Genomic DNA, 16,914 nt, shown 5'->3' on the forward strand with positions numbered 1-16,914 from the left:
ACACCACGGCAGAATCGCTGGGGATCAAGTATCTCAAGGAGTGCCGAGAAGCTGTTCGAGTGGCCGTTATGCGGTGTAGCAGAAAGAAAGAGTCGGTGCTCGAAGCGTGGTGCGATGTCCTGAAGTGCTTTGGTGATCTGCGAGTCGATGGCATAACGCTGTCCACTTGCAGGAGCAGCGTGATGGGCTTCGTCAAGGATGAGGAGGGAGCCGGCACGAAAGGTCCCCAGCCAATCTCGCAGGCTGCTGGTGTACGCTTCATCGATAAGCAGTCGGTGAGAGATTAGGAACCGAGAGTGGCTGGTCCAGGGGTTTACCCCGAAGCCCCGCTGCTGCCGAATGCATTTGATGAACTCTTTATCGACGATTTCAAACCGTAGGCCAAAACGCTCCTCAAGCTCGTCTTGCCACTGGTACAGCATGGACGGAGGGCAGGAAACAACAATGTCACGCACTTTCTTGCGTATCAATAGCTCCCGAGCAATGAGGCCAGCTTCGATAGTTTTGCCCAGGCCAACATCATCAGCGATAAAGAGATTCACACGTGGTAGGAGCAGTGCCTTACGCAGAGGTTCAAATTGATACCATTCGACTTTGATGCCTGCCCTGAATGGAGCTTGGAACAGATTGGGGTCAGTAGCGGTAAGACAGTTCCATCGCAGGGTGTTCAAGTAGGCGGAGAACAGAGCTGGTTGATCAAACCCTCGTTTGGCTATGGCGTCCCAGGCTTCAGCCCGTTGGACTGCTGCATCGACTTCCTTCTCCCAGAGTACTTCTAATCGTTGGCCCTGGGCATCGTCGTCAACGCAAGAGAGTTGAACCAGTGTACTGTCTTCTGACTTCGCACCAGCAGTGACCTCTTCCACCAAGTAATGACGTTGCCTGACGTGAGCAATTTGCCCAGGCTTTGGAAGTGTAGAATTAACCGGCATTCACTATCCTTTTTTGCAAAACATCCAGCACCTAAGAATAGATGGAGTGGATGGAAAGTGCAAATAAGAATCGGACTATCTGTTGCAGCCAAGTAGAATCTCATGAACCGCGTGTGTGCCGATCATGGCCACAATGCGAAAGGAGCCGACCCATGTCGAATTGGAAGCGGCTGCCACCCAACGCCGGGATTCACTCACTCATCAACATAAAGTTCGGAGCGCAGGAACATCCTGATCGGATTATTTACCCAGACTTGAACGATGGGTCGCCCCTAGTGCTAGCCACTGACTACTCCGGTGAACACGAGGCACCAGACTTCCGCGTACTCGGCTTCCTGCTAACCACGGAGAAATCGATCGAGTCAGTCTGGGAACCGGCGAGGCTTGAGGTGCGGAATAAATATCTCCACAACAATCGCCATATGTCGTTCAAGAATCTCGACGACGGGCTTCGGATCAAGGCGTTCCCGACCTTCCTAAATGCGGCAACACAGTTGAATGGGGTATTGGTCTGTGTCGCGGTGGAGAAGTCGTTTCAGCTCGCTATGAAAGAAGCCCTTCAACCACTTCAATACGACTGGGTTCCTGAGCCTCTTGAAAAGATGCTCGAAATCTGCAATTTCGGTGCTGGGCTTGTCAACGGGCTTAGGAGTCCGGGGCAGAACATCGGATGGATCACAGATGATGATGCGATAGTCGTCAATGAAAATGCAAAAGCCGATGCATCAGCGATTATGACCTCCGGACTGTATCGGTATCCGGGCGAAAAGTCCCAGTTCGGCTTCGCCGTGGCCAGTGAGTTCACGGAGGATGGATTACGTGCCGAAGACCTGCTTGCAATTCCCGACCTTGCTGCCGGAGCTTACTCCGAATCGCTGATGACTATGGGGAAAGAAAACATCCCTACGACCAGCAGTGGGCCGATTGGGAGGCCAATTTACCTGAAGACCAAATCGACTCTCATCAATGGCTTCCTTTCCCAACGAGGGAACGCACTCAAGACAATGTCCTGTATGGTTCGGTGCCATCCGGAAGGTATGATCCTGTCCTTCGGCAATCCATTCGTCCGACTACCTAGACCCGGCGAATCCACCGAAGGGGCGGTGCCTACCAATGAGAAGTGGCGGAAATCGCTTGCAGTAGAACTGGAAAGAATTGGTGCGGACCCGGATGTGATCTTGAAGAACATGGGGCTCGAACCTCCATTTGGAGATGATCGATAATCGTACGGCCGGTTGATCCTGAGACACAGCCAGTGCTTCAGGCAGACACGATGCCATTCACTTAGCGCTACTTAAATCGCGGTTTTCAACTTACTCCAAATCTATGATCGGTTCAAGGAACCGATCATAGATTGTAGGAAAGAGCAATATTATGCGTTCATTCTCTTCTCGATCTTCTCGTAATCTTTGAGTACCCCAAGTTCACGGGCTATCAACTCTATGTCCACATGCCCCTCGAGGATATTGTTATGACTGAGATCGAGGATGTAATAATCTCCCAAGTCACGCCACCATAGTCCACCACGGTATTTTTTAAGTTGGTTATCATTTTTTTTTCAGAACCCGATTTATCCGCATTACAACAGCCCGTTCGGTTACACTGGCATGCACATTCACTAGTCTAATACTTTGCGGAGCAGTAGCAGTTTGCTTTGCCCACTCGGTTCCTGCCTTCACCCCAAGCTCGAGTTGAAGTGACTCGTGCTTCGCTTGCGTTTGAGCAAGCCTTGCAAAACATGACATGACATACCTCCGGTACCCTGAATCGTGGCAGTGCACCCCTTGCCAAGTTCAGGTGTTTGTAAAAACGAAATGTTCGGTGAACAAATGCAACCGAACATCCTACCATGCCATGCCAAACTGCGTTGCGCAGCTTAATGATGTGGTGCATAGTGCTATACAAGCACATGTTTAAGTTTAGAAAGGACATTCAAGGCGTCCAGAGTCAAGTGATTATTTTAAGTGGTTATGTCGGACATCGATACTTCTTTGCAGATGAACAAACAGCCATTGGAGCTGACATCATCCTCGTAGCAAACACAAGAAAAGAGTAGCACGCAAAAAGGAAAAAGGTCGGTACTGCACATTGATGAGTACATCAAGACCTACCATACTCCTGTCATCACCTGCATACCGGAGGCAATGTGACCTCGTTGGCCGTCTCCTGTGGAATACGGCAAAGAGAATGACAAGCAGGCGGCACAGTCATCCAGATATCGAAGCGTTCAGTATGGCTCGGTGGCTCACACTGTTGTTTTTTCACTGAAGCGACTGGAGTTTAGCGCCCTACTCGAACCTCAACTCTTGAACGTACTGTGCGATCTCACCCAGGGCAATCATCGCCTTGCAGGATTCAGGCAGTTGTTAATGTGATTGAAGACGATAATTCAGTATTCCCATGAGGAAGTTGAGAACTGCTGACGGTCGGGGTATTCTTCAATCGCACTGAGAAGTGCGAAGGAACAAGCCCCTGAGTTCATCTGTCTTACTGAGGCGGTGTTTGGGGGTGAACTGTTTTCAGGAGAAGCTTGTCATGTTGAAATGTTAATGGAGTGTTCAGATGCCGGAATGGGAAAACAAAACTCTTGATGATGACTTTGAACTCAATGGACACTGGTGGATTCCAGGCCAGGAAGATAAGGCGTTGCCTGGCGTTCTGACACGTAAGGCTGGCAATTCCAACCTGACTCTATTCGGAGCGTTTTCGTCCTTTTATGAATTGGGCACAATTAAGCGTCTGAATCCCCCAGGACCACTTCCAATTATTTTGGGAAGGGCAACGGATGGAACGAAGATCACTTTGTATAAGGCACGTCTTACCAGCAACATAACGCCTTTTGGCGGCAGCACTGCCACAGGTGAAGAAAAGTATCACCCATCCTACGTGTTCATCGGCGGACACTATGAAAACCCTGAACAGCTTACGTTTGTCTCGATGAGCATCTCAATTACAAACATTGAGACTTGGGTTGGGTACTACCCTATTCCTCGATTCCTCGAAAGAGATAAAGCTGATCCTCGAAAGATCTTAATTCAAGGAAGAGCAATGGATGACATTGTGTTCCCCATTCCTTCCATTGGCTCGACTCTCGCGCTAATTGGCGACGTATCGTATAAGGGTAACGCACTCAAGAAAGGAACCCTCACCCAGGTTATGCGGTTCGAGCTAATCCCAGAAAAACCTCAATCGTTCGATTGGTTTACTGATCAACGATACTACCTCCTCCAATTCATCACGTTCCTGATGGGAATCCCTGCGTTCAATCGGAACTTACATTTTGCAGGTGTAGAGCGGGACAATGGCTATGGCGACACGACAAACGACGAACTGAGCGTGTTCTATGATCCTGCTCGCAGCATAACCAACCCTTCAGAAACTGTATCTGACCTTGATATGCTGCTCCCATTTGGAAACCTTGCTGGGAGGTTCGGAGAGTTCGTAGCAGCTTGGTTTGCCAATAAGGGTAGGTTCGACGACGTGTGGGCATTGTTCTTTGGCACTGTCTATAACCGGTCGTTTTCTCTGGAGTATCGTTTTTCACGATTGGCGAATTGCCTTGAATGCTACAGCAGAATGATGGATCTACCCCCATCTAAATCGTCTGGAATCTTTGCTGTTCCAAAGGGCTGGAAGCATTTCACTCGATCCATGAACTTACCTACCGTCCCTGGAAGTAAGAAGAAGATTTCTCTTCGCCAGCGCCTGCTTGCAATTCTGCATTCTCTGCAACTAGAAACAGTAAGGCTCATTAGCTCAACCCCAGAAGTTCTTTGTGCCAAACTGGTAAAGGCTCGTGATTACCATTCCCACTACGCTGAGGAGATGAAGGGGGATGATCTCACCGGCACACCAATGTTCGTGTTCTGCGAGCGACTTCACATTCTTATCGTTATCTTGCTGCTGAAGAGCATCGGAATCGATGAGGCAGATATTCGTGTCATCATCGAAAACAATCAACGCATAATGATGATCCGTCACTCATACTTCGACAACGACATGTGATTTCTTCTTCGGAGCTTATCCACTTGCGGGGTGTGGTCTAAGACCATGATCGTACACAAGCCTACATGATTTGTGTCGATGGCACTACAAATCTCCTTTATGCAAGGGCAAGGACTGCTTCTGAGGCCGAACGTACCATGGCTATGATGGCCCTCCTTAGAGTACTGGGAAGTTCTAGCCAATGTGTAGCAACGTAGTTCAGGTCAAGATCCCTGGTGCAAGCACCGGTGCAAACGGTAGAGGGTGTTGACGTAAACTCTTTGGTGGCATCACTTAGATTTGGTGATCCGCAGCTCGACACGCTGGCAAACGCTACTGGCATAGGTTTTTTGCCTGACGATACACTTTTTGGAATCGTGGGAGAAACTTCGGCACTTGAGAGAGTAATAGACCGTAGTCTCTGGCAATCTGCCGTTTGACTTGCAATAGGGTATAGGAAGGGTTATCAATCAGCATATTTTCAATTGCTTGGTATGCTTGCTCCTTGCCTTCTGGTTTATTTTGGTAATCATTTATTTCGTTGCGAAGTATCAGTGCTAGCTTGTGACGACCAAGTTGTTTTGCCCTGGATGCTGCCTTCTCCATCCGAGTAAACCACTTCTTGCCATGACCAAGGCTGGCAACTGCGTGACAGATTTCATGAATCAGTAAACAGTCCTGCTCGTCGGGGTTATCGTATCTGGCAACAACCTCTATCACTCGTCTCTTGATGTCGCAGTAGCCGTGAACATTACGAACAGATGTAGCTCTGATCCGCCATCGATTCTCACGATCCCATCTTGGAAAGAATTGACGTTTGATTTCTAGAAAGTGCTGTCGGAGATTCATGGAAGTGTGTGTGTGTGTGTAATGAAACAGGTAATTGACGGCCATAGCCATTAGCTTAGCATTCAACGCATCAATGTTAAGCCAAGCGAATCTGGGTTTTGTAGATGATGGAGCCACTGTGATGAGGTCAAGTGTTTTGACTTTGAATGGCTCTCAGTCAACGCCTTGAACCACGGTCAATTGGGCTTCGCGTTTGCCCTGATAGGACTCCACCAGTCCTGCACTACAAACACCAATCGCCCCTGATACCGACAGATTACGCCTTGCCGTCGGCGTTCTAACTTGATCATCCGTGATCCTCCAGAAAGGTAATATTACCAACTCCAGTATAACACAAAGCCTGCTGTCTAGTTTGAAGCAATGGCCTGTACTATTCTTGCTTGCAATTTCACAAATGGGGTAAGCCGCCCGAAAGGGCTTACTTTTGGAAGGCTCCATCACTGATCGATGTGCTTTCCACCTTGCTTGCCAAGTGAGCGTCGTTTTGTTTCAGCAAGTATTGTGACTTATCCGGCGGCGCCGCCGAACTCGACTGCCTTTTCCTGGTATTAATTGCAGGATCATAAATCAGCTGATTCTAGCTGGAAACTATTCCAAGATAGTTTAGGGAGTATGTTGACCTTGTTATCCTCGGGTGAATCCAAGCGGATCAAGGCTGTCACTGGCAAGATCGACGATTTGAACTGATGGCACCAATTCAACCAGCTTGATTGAATTGCAATATGACCGTACAATCACCATTGTTCAGTCGTTAACGAAGCTTCGAAAATCCATGATGCGTTTTCTGTTGATCCATTACTTGGCATTTTCTACGGCATTTATGCCGATTGTTTGCTGCTGCACATTCCCTGCAAAGGTCGGCTCCAAATCGAATGAGGGGCAATCCAAGCAAACAGCTCCAGTTGAAAATTGTTGCTGTCATAAACAAGAATCCAAAACTGAGACATCAGCACCGTGCCAGACTCCAAGTGAAAACCATCGTAAAGGTTGCACTTGCAACACAGGGAAGGTTTTCTTTGTGAACAGCGGGAGTGCCGAGCAAAGTGCAGTTTCTCGCGATTTGAATCTGCTCGACGGTTTCAGGGCATTTGCTTTATTTCCTTGTTATGTCAACCTGTGGAATTTCTCGGATCTAAGCAATTTCCGATTGTCTACCTTGCGGCATAACGCATGTTTCCTTTCTTCTGTAGAGTTATTGCGCGCCAAATGCGTGCTTCGTTGTTAGTCCAAGTTGCTGCGACTGCTCCAAACCAATTTGGTCATTCCACTGCCTGAGACTGTATTGTCTCAGTCGCATCGTGCTATGGCAGTCTAAACTTCACCACATCCCGCTTACTCACTTCGGAACAACAGTCGTCTCGATTGTCACCGGCGTGTATGCGGTTCAATCCTCTTAATGTGTTCAGACCAAGGCCGGTCTGGCGCAATGTTCATGGCTGTTGTTTCCATTCACTCCTGTTGGAGAAGTTCGATGAAGATCATCGCTTTGGTATGTGCCGCTCTTCTCGGTTCGATGTTGGTTAATCAATCAACCCAAGCTGACGACAAAAAGGAAGTTACTCTCAATGGCACGATTCTCTGTGCTAAGTGCGCTTTGAAAGAAGCCAAGAAGTGTCAGAACGCAATCCAGGTAAAAGAAGGGGATAAGACTGTTACCTACCTATTTGATGATCGTGGCATGAAGGAATCTTACCACGAGGCGGTTTGTGGTGGAGAAAAGAAGGAAGGAACGGTCAAAGGCACCGTGAGTACCAAGGATGGGAAGCAGATTATCAAGCCCACCAAGGTGGAGTACGCCAAGTAACCGCCTATCCCAGTTCTTTTGATGGCAACAGTCTTTTGGACGTCAGGAAAGACAAGCCGAATAACAACCGTTGTGCAAGCCCGAATCTGCTCGGGCCGTACTTTGTTACGCCAGCAAGAAAGCGAGATATACTATGCCCGATCACGACACAACATCCGATGCAACCAACCAGTCCGAACGAAGTGAGGGTGGTCTACGGGCTCCACCAGGGTACGGTCCGTTTCGTAAGCTCTGGTGGTGGTTCGACTTCATCATCCTGGTGAATCTTGCCAGGTTGCGTTTCATTTTCATCCTCATTGCCATTGGGCTGGTGATCGTCTACTGGGACACTCTGGCGGCGCACTACGATCGATGGACGAGAAAAACCGACGAAAAGAAAGCTGTCGCAACTGATATTGAATACTTTTGCCCAATGCATCCGACAGTAGTGCGCGACAATCCGAAGGATAAATGCCCCATTTGTTTCATGCCGCTCTCAAAGCGGAAGAAAGGTGAGGCTCATGAAGAATCTCTTCCTCCGGGTATTGTAAGCCGGGTGCAGCTCTCGCCTTATCGAGTCGTACTGGCCGGAGTACAAACCTGGCGGGTAAGCTACGTGCCGCTCTCGAAACGAATTACCGCAGTCGGCTACGTGGAGTTTAACGAACGCGAGCTCAGGCAGGTGACGGCACGAGTGAAAGGCCGACTGGATAGGCTTACGGTGAATGAGACCGGGCAGATGGTCCATGAAGGAGAGGAGCTTGGCTCGCTTTACAGTCCTGAGCTTGTCTCGACGATCCAAAACCTGCTTGTTGCCCGGCAAAGTAAAAGTGTAGAACTCGAGGGATCGGCACGCAGTCGCCTGAAACTTTGGGGAGTCGCTGACGAACAGATCGACGAGATCATCCGCTTGGGGCGAGTAGACACACTGTTGAAGATTCGCTCCCCCATGAATGGGCATGTCATCAAGAAATATGTCAAGGAAGGCCAGTACGTAGATGAGGGGACGCCGCTCTACGACCTGGCAGACCTCTCGACAGTCTGGATTCAAGCCCAGGTTAACGAAGAAGATTTGGCTTTCCTTCCACCACAGGAGCAGTTCCACAAACGGGATGCGAGTCGAGCTGGGGCCATGCCAGTGACGGCGACGACCCGTGCTTTTCCGAACGAGAAGTTTAAGGGGCTTCTTACCTTCGTCCATCCCCACATCAGTGCTGACACACGGACTGTTACCGTCAGGTTCGAGCTGGATAATCCTGGGCATAAGCTGCGTCCCGGTTCTTCCGCAACGATCGACTTGGATGTAGCGCCGGTAAAGGTCCAGGCACTGGCGTCCGGAGTCGCTCCGGAACAGAGGGCCAAACTCGGCGAGGGCCTGCTGTTAGCAGTGCCTGAGAGTTCCATCATCGACACGGGCCGCCAGCAGATCGTCTACCGTGAGGCCTCGCCAGGGGAATATGAGGGTGTGAAGGTAGAACTGGGACCACGAATGAATGGGCCACAGGAAGTCGCATACTTCCCTGTCTTGCGAGGCTTAGTCGAGGGCGACTTGATTGTCACCGCAGGTTCTTTCCTGGTTGATGCAGAAACACGCCTCAACCCTGCTGCTGGCTCAATCTATTTTGGTGGCAGTGGCGGGACTGGTGGCACGAAACTCCCTGGCCAAGGCTCTGTCATCAAACCTTCGACACCGAATGATGAAGAGGCGATCATTGCCTCAAACCTGGCCAAGTTGCCCAGTGACGCTGAGAGACGTGAGGTGGCTGAACAGGAATACTGTGTCACACTGGACGACAGCAAGCTCGGCTCGATGGGTGTTCCCCTGCGTCTCGTCATCGAAGGAAGGGCGGTTTACATCTGTTGCAAGGGATGCAGCAAGGAGGCACTCGCCGACCCCAAAGCGACGCTGGCAAAGCTCGATAAACTCAAGGCTGCCAAGAAAACTCAGAGGTCCGCCACGAAGCCGTAACTGCACTGAGCGCCTTTACAAAAAGACGCAAGAGAATCTTCACGACCTAGGAGTAAGCAATGAGATCTATCACTCAACTAGCCTGTACTGCTTTGCTGATCACCTTCGTGGTCGGCTGTCAAAATGCCGGGAAAGTTACACCTAGTTCCACAGACAAAGTCTATGACCTGAGGGGAACAATCATGTCGATTGACAAAGAGAAGAATATGGTGATGCTCGACCACGAGGACATTCCAGGGCTCATGCGTGCTATGAAAATGAGCTTCCCCGTCGAGGACGCAAAACTTCTGACCAACCTCAAGGAAGGTGACAAGGTGCAGGGGATGATCAAAGCACGGGCTGATGGCAAGAACATCATTTCCGATCTGCAGAAGCGGAGCGATCCGTAGCAAGCAGACGCAGTGAACAATTGCCATCCCCTGAAAGGTGTAGCAGAACCATGATCGAGAAGATTATCGAGTATTCGATCCGCAACCGCTTTGTCGTGCTGATAGTTGCGGCAGCCCTAGCCGTTGGCGGGCTCTACGCCATGCTCGATACGCCTATCGATGCCATTCCGGACCTCAGCGAAAACCAGGTCATAGTCTTTACCGACTGGATGGGCCGCAGCCCCCGGGAGATCGAGGACCAGGTGACCTACCCGCTTTCCCGGAAGCTCCAGGGCCTGGCGGGTGTACGAGCAGTGCGTTCTTCGTCCGAGTTCAACTTCTCGATGATTACCCTCATTTTCGAGGATAACGTCGGCTACTATTTTGCGCGGCAAAGGGTGACGGAAAAGCTCTCTCAGGCTAACACGTTTCTGCCAACAGGAGTAGTTCCATACCTTGCACCCGACGCGACAGCCCTGGGGCAAATCTTCTGGTACACCGTTGAGGCTAGTCCCACGAATCCTGTCGATCAGCAGCGGCTGTGGGCACTGAACAAGTTCTACGTGCTGCCCCAGTTGAACTCAGCTGCAGGAGTGGCTGAAGTGGCGACTGTGGGCGGCACTCCGGTGGAATATCAGGTGGATGTCCGCCCAGAGGCACTCCGTGCTTACGGTGTGACGCTGAGCGATTTGTACGGTGCAGTCGCACGCAGCAACTCTCCGGCAGGCGGCGGGGTCATCCAGAAGAACAATGCCGAGTACATTGTCCGTGGCATCGGCTGGATACGGGACAAGCGTGACATTGAGGATACGATCGTCAAAGAAGTTGGTGGAACCCCGATTCTGGTGAAGCATGTCGCTACGGTACAGCTTGGCACTCAGTTCAGAAGAAGTGTTTTTGAGAAGGACGGCAACGAAGCGGTAGGCGGGGTGGTTCTCATGCGCCATGGCGAGAACCCCCTGGCCATTACAGATCGTGTCAAAGAAAAGATTACCGAGCTTCAGCCAGGTCTACCCAAGGGGGTGAGGATCGTTCCAGCTTACGACCGGACACGCCTCATCAAGGGTGCCATTCACACGCTCACCGACGTTATGTGGCACGAGATGGTGATTGCCGCCGTGGCGATCATGCTCATCCTGACACACCTGCGGAGCGTCTTTGTTATCTGCGTAACACTTCCGTTGTCAGTACTCTTTTCGTTTCTTCTTATGTGGCTGTTGCGAAAAGCAGGAATCATCGACATCCAGGCGAACATCATGTCGCTTGCAGGCATTACTATCTCTATCGGCATCCTGGTCGATCAGGCCATCGTCATGACTGAAAACGCCACGCATACGCTCAAGGCGCGGTTTGGGAATCGTCCCGTGACAGGCGACATCCGGGATTTAGTCATTCCTGCTTGCCGGTTGGTGGGCCGACCGATCTTCTTTTCCGTGCTCATCATGCTGATCTCGTTCATTCCAGTCTTCATGCTGAGTGGGCGGGAGGGCAAATATTTCCACCCTTTGGCCTTCACCAAGAGCTTCGCCATGATTGGTGTGGCACTGATTTCGGTGACAGTTGTTCCAGCTCTAATCCCTACCTTCCTCAAGGGGCGACTCAAGAGTGAAGAAGAGAATTGGATCGTTCGAAGCTTTATCAACATATACAAGCCATTCCTAACCTGGGCTCTGCCGCGTAGGAACCTGGTCATGTGGATGTTCGCAGCATTGCTTATCCTGGCTGCTGGAATCTTTCCTGTTCAGGCTGTCGTTGGCATGGGTGCCTCTGATGCGGCGTGGAAAGTGGCCTTTTTGTCAGTTGTCTTCTTTGTCATTGCACTAACCGTCATCTCAACACGGCGATTACTCTGGCAAATCATCTCTTTTGTAACTCTGGTCCTGCTGGCTCTCGCGGTCTACCGGATTGACAAGAGCCACCGCATTGGGGTCGAGTTCATGCCACCCCTGGATGAGGGGAGCATCATGGACATGCCGGTAACGGTACCGCGTGCAAGTATCACGCAAGTGGCGGATGATTTGAAGCATCGCGATGGGCTGCTACGGAGCTTCCCCGAAGTAGAGTCGGTGATTGGTAAGGCTGGTCGAGCCGACACGCCTACTGATCCAGCACCGCTAGACATGGTGGAAACGTTCGTGAACTTTCGTCCGAAAGAACTCTGGCCCAGGAGGGTATTGCGGTTCGAGGATGCCAAGCGGCAGACACTGGAAGTCTTGGCAACCCTGGAAAGCAAAGGCTACCTAGTGCGAGCTCCGCACGAGGACGACAGAGACAACCTCGCCAATGATGCCTCGCAGAAGGCTTTGGAACGATTTGACGAAACGATGCGTGAGCTTGCCTTGCGGCGGTATAAGGAGGTCGAAACAGAGCTTGGCCCCATGCTCGTCCGTTTTGCTGCGACAGCGTCGCTACGGCGGTTCCGGGAGGCTGGTGAACTGCCAGAGGATTCAGCTGCAGTCCAATCAGCGCTGGATAGTTGGCTCAAGACAGCAGTGCCTGAATACGGACGATGGCTTTCCCGTTCTCTGAACCTCGACGAGGCAAATGCCCTGAGTAGTGACCTTGCCAAATACCTGCATGAACGAAAGCTGCTTGCTAACCCCGTTGACGCACTGGCATTACGGAATCCGTTCACTGCCCATCTTGGTCTCTACGGAATAGTTGCAGCCAGCTCTGTTCTCTTGATCCTGGCAACTTGGGTATTGCTGAAGCCTCGTTCCGCGTTCGTAGTTACTACACTCATACTTGCTGTAGCCGTGGGTGGCCTGGTTGCGGGCAAGGTTTTGAAGAATACACACTTGGACTACTTACTCGGCCAGGCCGGGGCGGGTTTTGGACAGAAGGAACCCACATTCGCAAGTGCTTTGCTAGCGGAAATCGAGGCGGAGCGAAGCCTTCGATGGCGGAAGTACGTTAAGGAGATCAACCACGAACTCATGGACCGTGGAGCCGAGATCTATACCTGGTATGCCCTTGAAGAGACTCTCAAGTCTGCACGTAGTTCGGGCTCGCTAGGGAATGCTCCTCATCGTGCTGCATCGGAGAAGTTCATGGACGAGGCTCTGCAGATTCAACTGGGCAAACCTGGTGGCACCGAATCACTGAAGCCCTTCGCTGTGATGCGAGAGGAGTTGGAAGGCCCGTTCCGCGGGCGGACGTTCCTTTGGCCTCGCAAGGGCGGCAAGGATGGCGACCTTGTTGCTGACGAGATGAACCGTGTAATGCAGGTGCCGGGCTGGAGCAACATCTTTACCATGCCGATCGTCAACCGCATCGACATGCTTTCGACAGGTGTGCGAACTGACATTGGTGTCAAGGTCTACGGACCCGACTTGGGAACAGTGGATCGAGTCTCCAAGGAAGTCGAGGCTGTACTGAAACCCTTGCGTGGGGCGAGCGATGTCATCGCCTCGCCCATTATGGGCAAGGGATACCTGGAAATCGAGGTCGATCGTGTAAAAGCAGCACGCTACGGTATCGCTGTTGAGGATGTACAGAGTGAAATCGAGGTAGCCCTGGGTGGGAAAGTGGTCACCTATACGGTGGAGAAAAGGGACCGTTTCCCTGTCCGCATTCGCTATGCCCGCACCTCCAGAGAGGATGAGTCGTCGGTTCGCAATTTACTGATTGCGGTAGGTATTCCAGGTGGTCCGACTGGAGATGCCATGGAAGCACCAACAGCCCCACGCGGAATGTCGCAGGGTCAGGGCACAGCCGGTGCGACAGGGACAGCCTCGACGGAACAAGGGCAACAGCATCGCGCTTCTCCGGACCACGTCGGCAAGGGGCGAGCGCTCATCCCATTGAGTGCTGTCGCCGACGTCCGTATCGTCGAAGGACCATCAATGATTCGTAGCGAAAACGGTAGGCTGCTTAACACCGTCACGCTGATGGTCCGTGGCCGGGACATGCTCGGATTCGTCGATGAGGCGCAGCGTGCCGTTACTCAAAAGGTGACGCTGCCGGAGGGGGTGAGCCTGGCATGGAGCGGGGAGTTCGAGCACCAGGTTCGTGCCGCACGGACACTTCGGTTTGTATTCCCGGCTGTCATAGCTCTGATCTTCGTGATGCTCTACCTAACCTACCAGGACTTCGCTGATGCCTCACTCATGATGCTGGCTGTACCGGAAGCGCTGGCGGGTGGAATCTTCTTCCTTTGGCTGTTCCCCAAAGTCATGCATGGCTGGTCGGCTCCACCTTGGGACTTCAGTGTCGCGGTGTGGGTTGGCTTCATTGCCTGCTTCGGCATGGCTACCGAAACTGGCATCATCATGCTCGTCTACCTGCGTGAGGCCATCGAAAGTCGCGGCGGGCTGGAGAAAATCAAATCACTGGAGGAACTCAGGCAGGCCGTCATCGAGGGTGCCGTCCATCGCCTCCGACCTAAGCTCCTCACAGAAGGTGTGGCTATCATCGCGATCTTCCCGATGGTCTTTGCGACGGGGGTAGGTGGGGAGATCCTCGCTCCCATGGCTCTGCCTGTTCTCGGCGGCCTGCTTATTGCTGACGAGGTTGTGGATATCTTCCTGCCAGTACGGTTCTATTGGGTACGGCGTGCTCGCTGGCTCAAGCTGCATGGTGACCAAACCGGCTTGAACACTCTATCCAACTAATCACTGCGTTCACATGTAATCGAAAACGACAAAACTCCTCAAGCGAACACAACACTATGAAGACCACCGTCAACGTTCCTGGTGTAACCTGTGGCGGGTGTGTAGAAACTATCGAAGGTGCTCTTAGTAAAGTCCCTGGTGTTTCGACCGCCAAGGTGGACTTGGAACGCAAGCTCGTTGAAATTGAACACGACCCAGCTACCACTCCTTCGCAACTGTTGAAGGCCATTAAACAGGCGGGCTATCAAGGGGAACTTCCCGGTCACTCACATCATGCCACCTCGCACTCCACTACCCCAGGCGTCATCGACCCAGTGTGCGGAATGACGATCAACCCGGCCAAGGCGAAAGGGACCAGCGAATACCATGGAAAGAAGTATCACTTTTGTTCAGCTCGATGTAAGGAGCGCTTCGACGCCGATCCGGCTCGTTACACGTCAGCCGCTCCAGCTGAACTGACTAACACAACAGGGTCAGTGGCTGTTCACCGCAAACATGAAGCACACCCGGGTAAGTATACCTGTCCGATGTGTCCGGACGTTGCGGAAGATAAACCAGGCCCATGTCCTACCTGTGGAATGGCCCTCGATCCGCCATTAGTTGCCTCCGGCACTGTGAAGTACACTTGTCCGATGCACCCTGAGATCGTCCGGGACGGGCCTGGTTCCTGTCCGATCTGTGGCATGGCCCTGGAGCCTATGGAAGTTTCAGCGGAGGAAACTAACCCTGAAGAGCAGGACATGCGAAGGCGGTTTTGGGTCTCACTGGCCTTTACGCTGCCCCTCCTGGTGATCGCGATGTCCGAAATGGTTCCAGCCTTGGCTCACTTGGCGGCTGCGAGCTGGGTTCCCTGGTTGCAGCTCGCTTTGGCCACACCGGTCGTCCTCTGGGGCGGTTGGCCCTTCTTCGCTCGCGGCTGGACTTCCGTAGTGAACCGGCGTCTTAACATGTTCACCCTGATCGCCTTGGGCACTGGTGCAGCCTACCTCTACAGCCTGGTCGCTACGCTGCTCCCTGGGGTCATTCCAGCCTCACTACGCGGATCGCACGGTACATTGCCGCTCTATTTTGAAGCGGCGGCGGTGATCATCACGCTCGTCCTCCTAGGACAGATGCTTGAACTCCGCGCTCGCAGCCAAACCAGCAGCGCAATCAAGGCCCTGCTGGGGCTCACTCCCAAAACAGCACGTCGCCTGCGTGACGATGGCAGTGAGGAAGATATCTCACTTGGTGAGGTTCACCTTGGCGACCGTCTGCGCGTCCGTCCGGGAGAGAAGGTCCCAGTAGATGGGACTGTCACCGAGGGTCGCAGTTCAGTCGATGAGTCGATGATCACCGGGGAGCCTGTTCCGGTTGAAAAGACGACCGGGGCAAAAGTTGTGGGTGGCACCGTCAACGGCACTGGGGCTTTTGTTATGCGGGCCGAGCGGGTCGGAGCCGACACTGTGCTTGCCCAAATCGTACAGATGGTCGGGAAGGCACAACGAACGCGAGCACCGATCCAGCGGTTGGCCGACACGGTATCGGGTTACTTTGTGCCTGCGGTTATCCTCGTTGCAGTCATCACGTTTGTTATCTGGGCCTTCGTCGGTCCAGAACCCCGGATGTCCCATGCCCTGGTGAATGCCGTGGCAGTCTTGATCATTGCCTGCCCATGCGCCCTGGGTCTGGCTACTCCCATGTCGATCATGGTCGGCACCGGTCGTTGTGCTACAGCGGGTGTACTCATCAAGAATGCCGAAGTGCTCGAAACCATGGAACGTGTAGATACCCTCGTTGTGGATAAGACAGGCACTCTCACCGAGGGCAAACCTCGTGTCGTTACTGTCGTTGCCGCACGCGACCAGAATGAAGCTGCAGTCCTCAGATCGGCGGCAGCATTGGAACGTTCCAGCGAACACCCACTCGCAGCTGCAATCAGTGAAGCCGTTCGAGAGCGGGGACTCGACGTGCCCCAGGCCGAATCCTTCGAATCACTCACAGGGCGCGGGGTTCGTGGTACGGTTGAAGGTCGCATGGCAGCGGTTGGCAACGTCAAACTCATGCAGGAGATCGGAGCTGACCCCGGTGGCATGATGGAAAAAGCCAACCAGATTCGGGAGCAAGGCCAGACGGCGATCTTTGTGGCCTTGAATGGCCAGGTAGCTGGTCTCATCGGCATTGCCGATCCGATCAAAGCGTCGGCTGCCGATGCTGTTCGTTTACTGCACGCTGAAGGTGTGCGGATCGTTATGCTCACAGGGGACAATCGGACTACCGCCGAAGCGGTCGCGAGGCAACTCGGCATTGACGATGTTCGTGCTGACGTGCTGCCAGCGGATAAGGGCAAAGCTGTCGAAGCATTCCAGGCAGAAGGGCATATTGTCGCCATGGCCGGGGATGGGATTAACGACGCCCCAGCCCTGGCTCAGGCCCA

At 52.6% G+C, this 16,914-nt stretch carries 9 protein-coding genes; 7 read left to right on the forward strand and 2 right to left on the reverse strand.

Annotated features, from left to right (window positions below; all coding sequences use genetic code 11):
• Positions 1 to 932: DEAD/DEAH box helicase (locus tag JNJ77_14305; protein MBL8823757.1), on the reverse strand; the 932-nt coding region annotated here is incomplete at its 3' end.
• Between the two features lie 152 nt (positions 933 to 1,084).
• Here JNJ77_14305 and JNJ77_14310 point away from each other — a divergent pair.
• Entirely contained in the window at positions 1,085 to 2,155 is a 1,071-nt protein-coding gene (locus tag JNJ77_14310; GenBank protein MBL8823758.1) for a hypothetical protein, read from the forward strand.
• A gap of 1,339 nt (positions 2,156 to 3,494) precedes the next feature.
• Entirely contained in the window at positions 3,495 to 4,937 is a 1,443-nt protein-coding gene (locus JNJ77_14315) for a hypothetical protein (protein ID MBL8823759.1), read from the forward strand.
• Between the two features lie 312 nt (positions 4,938 to 5,249).
• On the opposite strand, the gene JNJ77_14320 is transcribed toward JNJ77_14315, so the two are convergent.
• Positions 5,250 to 5,816, reverse strand: coding sequence for a hypothetical protein (locus tag JNJ77_14320; GenBank protein MBL8823760.1), 567 nt, complete (start codon positions 5,814 to 5,816; stop codon positions 5,250 to 5,252).
• Positions 5,817 to 7,236: 1,420 nt separating this feature from the next.
• Here JNJ77_14320 and JNJ77_14325 point away from each other — a divergent pair.
• From JNJ77_14325 to JNJ77_14345, 5 genes are all read left to right on the forward strand, one after another.
• Positions 7,237 to 7,569 (forward strand): hypothetical protein, encoded by a 333-nt coding sequence (locus tag JNJ77_14325; protein ID MBL8823761.1) that lies wholly within the window; start codon positions 7,237 to 7,239, stop codon positions 7,567 to 7,569.
• 133 nt (positions 7,570 to 7,702) lie between these two features.
• A complete protein-coding gene (locus tag JNJ77_14330) occupies positions 7,703 to 9,517 on the forward strand; it encodes an efflux RND transporter periplasmic adaptor subunit (GenBank protein MBL8823762.1) in 1,815 nt (604 codons plus the stop codon).
• 59 nt (positions 9,518 to 9,576) lie between these two features.
• Positions 9,577 to 9,906 carry a copper-binding protein gene (locus JNJ77_14335; GenBank protein ID MBL8823763.1) on the forward strand — a complete coding sequence of 110 codons (330 nt, stop codon included), beginning with the start codon at positions 9,577 to 9,579 and terminating at the stop codon, positions 9,904 to 9,906.
• Between the two features lie 50 nt (positions 9,907 to 9,956).
• A complete protein-coding gene (locus tag JNJ77_14340; protein ID MBL8823764.1) occupies positions 9,957 to 14,498 on the forward strand; it encodes an efflux RND transporter permease subunit in 4,542 nt (1,513 codons plus the stop codon).
• Between the two features lie 56 nt (positions 14,499 to 14,554).
• Positions 14,555 to 16,914, forward strand: a 2,360-nt coding sequence (locus JNJ77_14345; protein MBL8823765.1) for a heavy metal translocating P-type ATPase, incomplete at its 3' end; no start/stop codon positions are given.

It is taken from the genome of Planctomycetia bacterium, from assembly GCA_016795155.1.
In the GTDB taxonomy this organism is placed as follows: domain Bacteria; phylum Planctomycetota; class Planctomycetia; order Gemmatales; family HRBIN36; genus JAEUIE01.

What these genes read in the sequence shown, in the direction of transcription:
- JNJ77_14310 (MBL8823758.1), top strand. Translation starts at nt 1,085, where the DNA reads ATGTCGAATTGGAAGCGGCTGCCACCCAACGCCGGGATTCACTCACTC.
- JNJ77_14315 (MBL8823759.1), top strand. Translation starts at nt 3,495, where the DNA reads ATGCCGGAATGGGAAAACAAAACTCTTGATGATGACTTTGAACTCAAT.
- JNJ77_14320 (MBL8823760.1), bottom strand. Translation starts at nt 5,816, where the DNA reads ATGGCTATGGCCGTCAATTACCTGTTTCATTACACACACACACACACT.
- JNJ77_14325 (MBL8823761.1), top strand. Translation starts at nt 7,237, where the DNA reads ATGAAGATCATCGCTTTGGTATGTGCCGCTCTTCTCGGTTCGATGTTG.
- JNJ77_14330 (MBL8823762.1), top strand. Translation starts at nt 7,703, where the DNA reads ATGCCCGATCACGACACAACATCCGATGCAACCAACCAGTCCGAACGA.
- JNJ77_14335 (MBL8823763.1), top strand. Translation starts at nt 9,577, where the DNA reads ATGAGATCTATCACTCAACTAGCCTGTACTGCTTTGCTGATCACCTTC.
- JNJ77_14340 (MBL8823764.1), top strand. Translation starts at nt 9,957, where the DNA reads ATGATCGAGAAGATTATCGAGTATTCGATCCGCAACCGCTTTGTCGTG.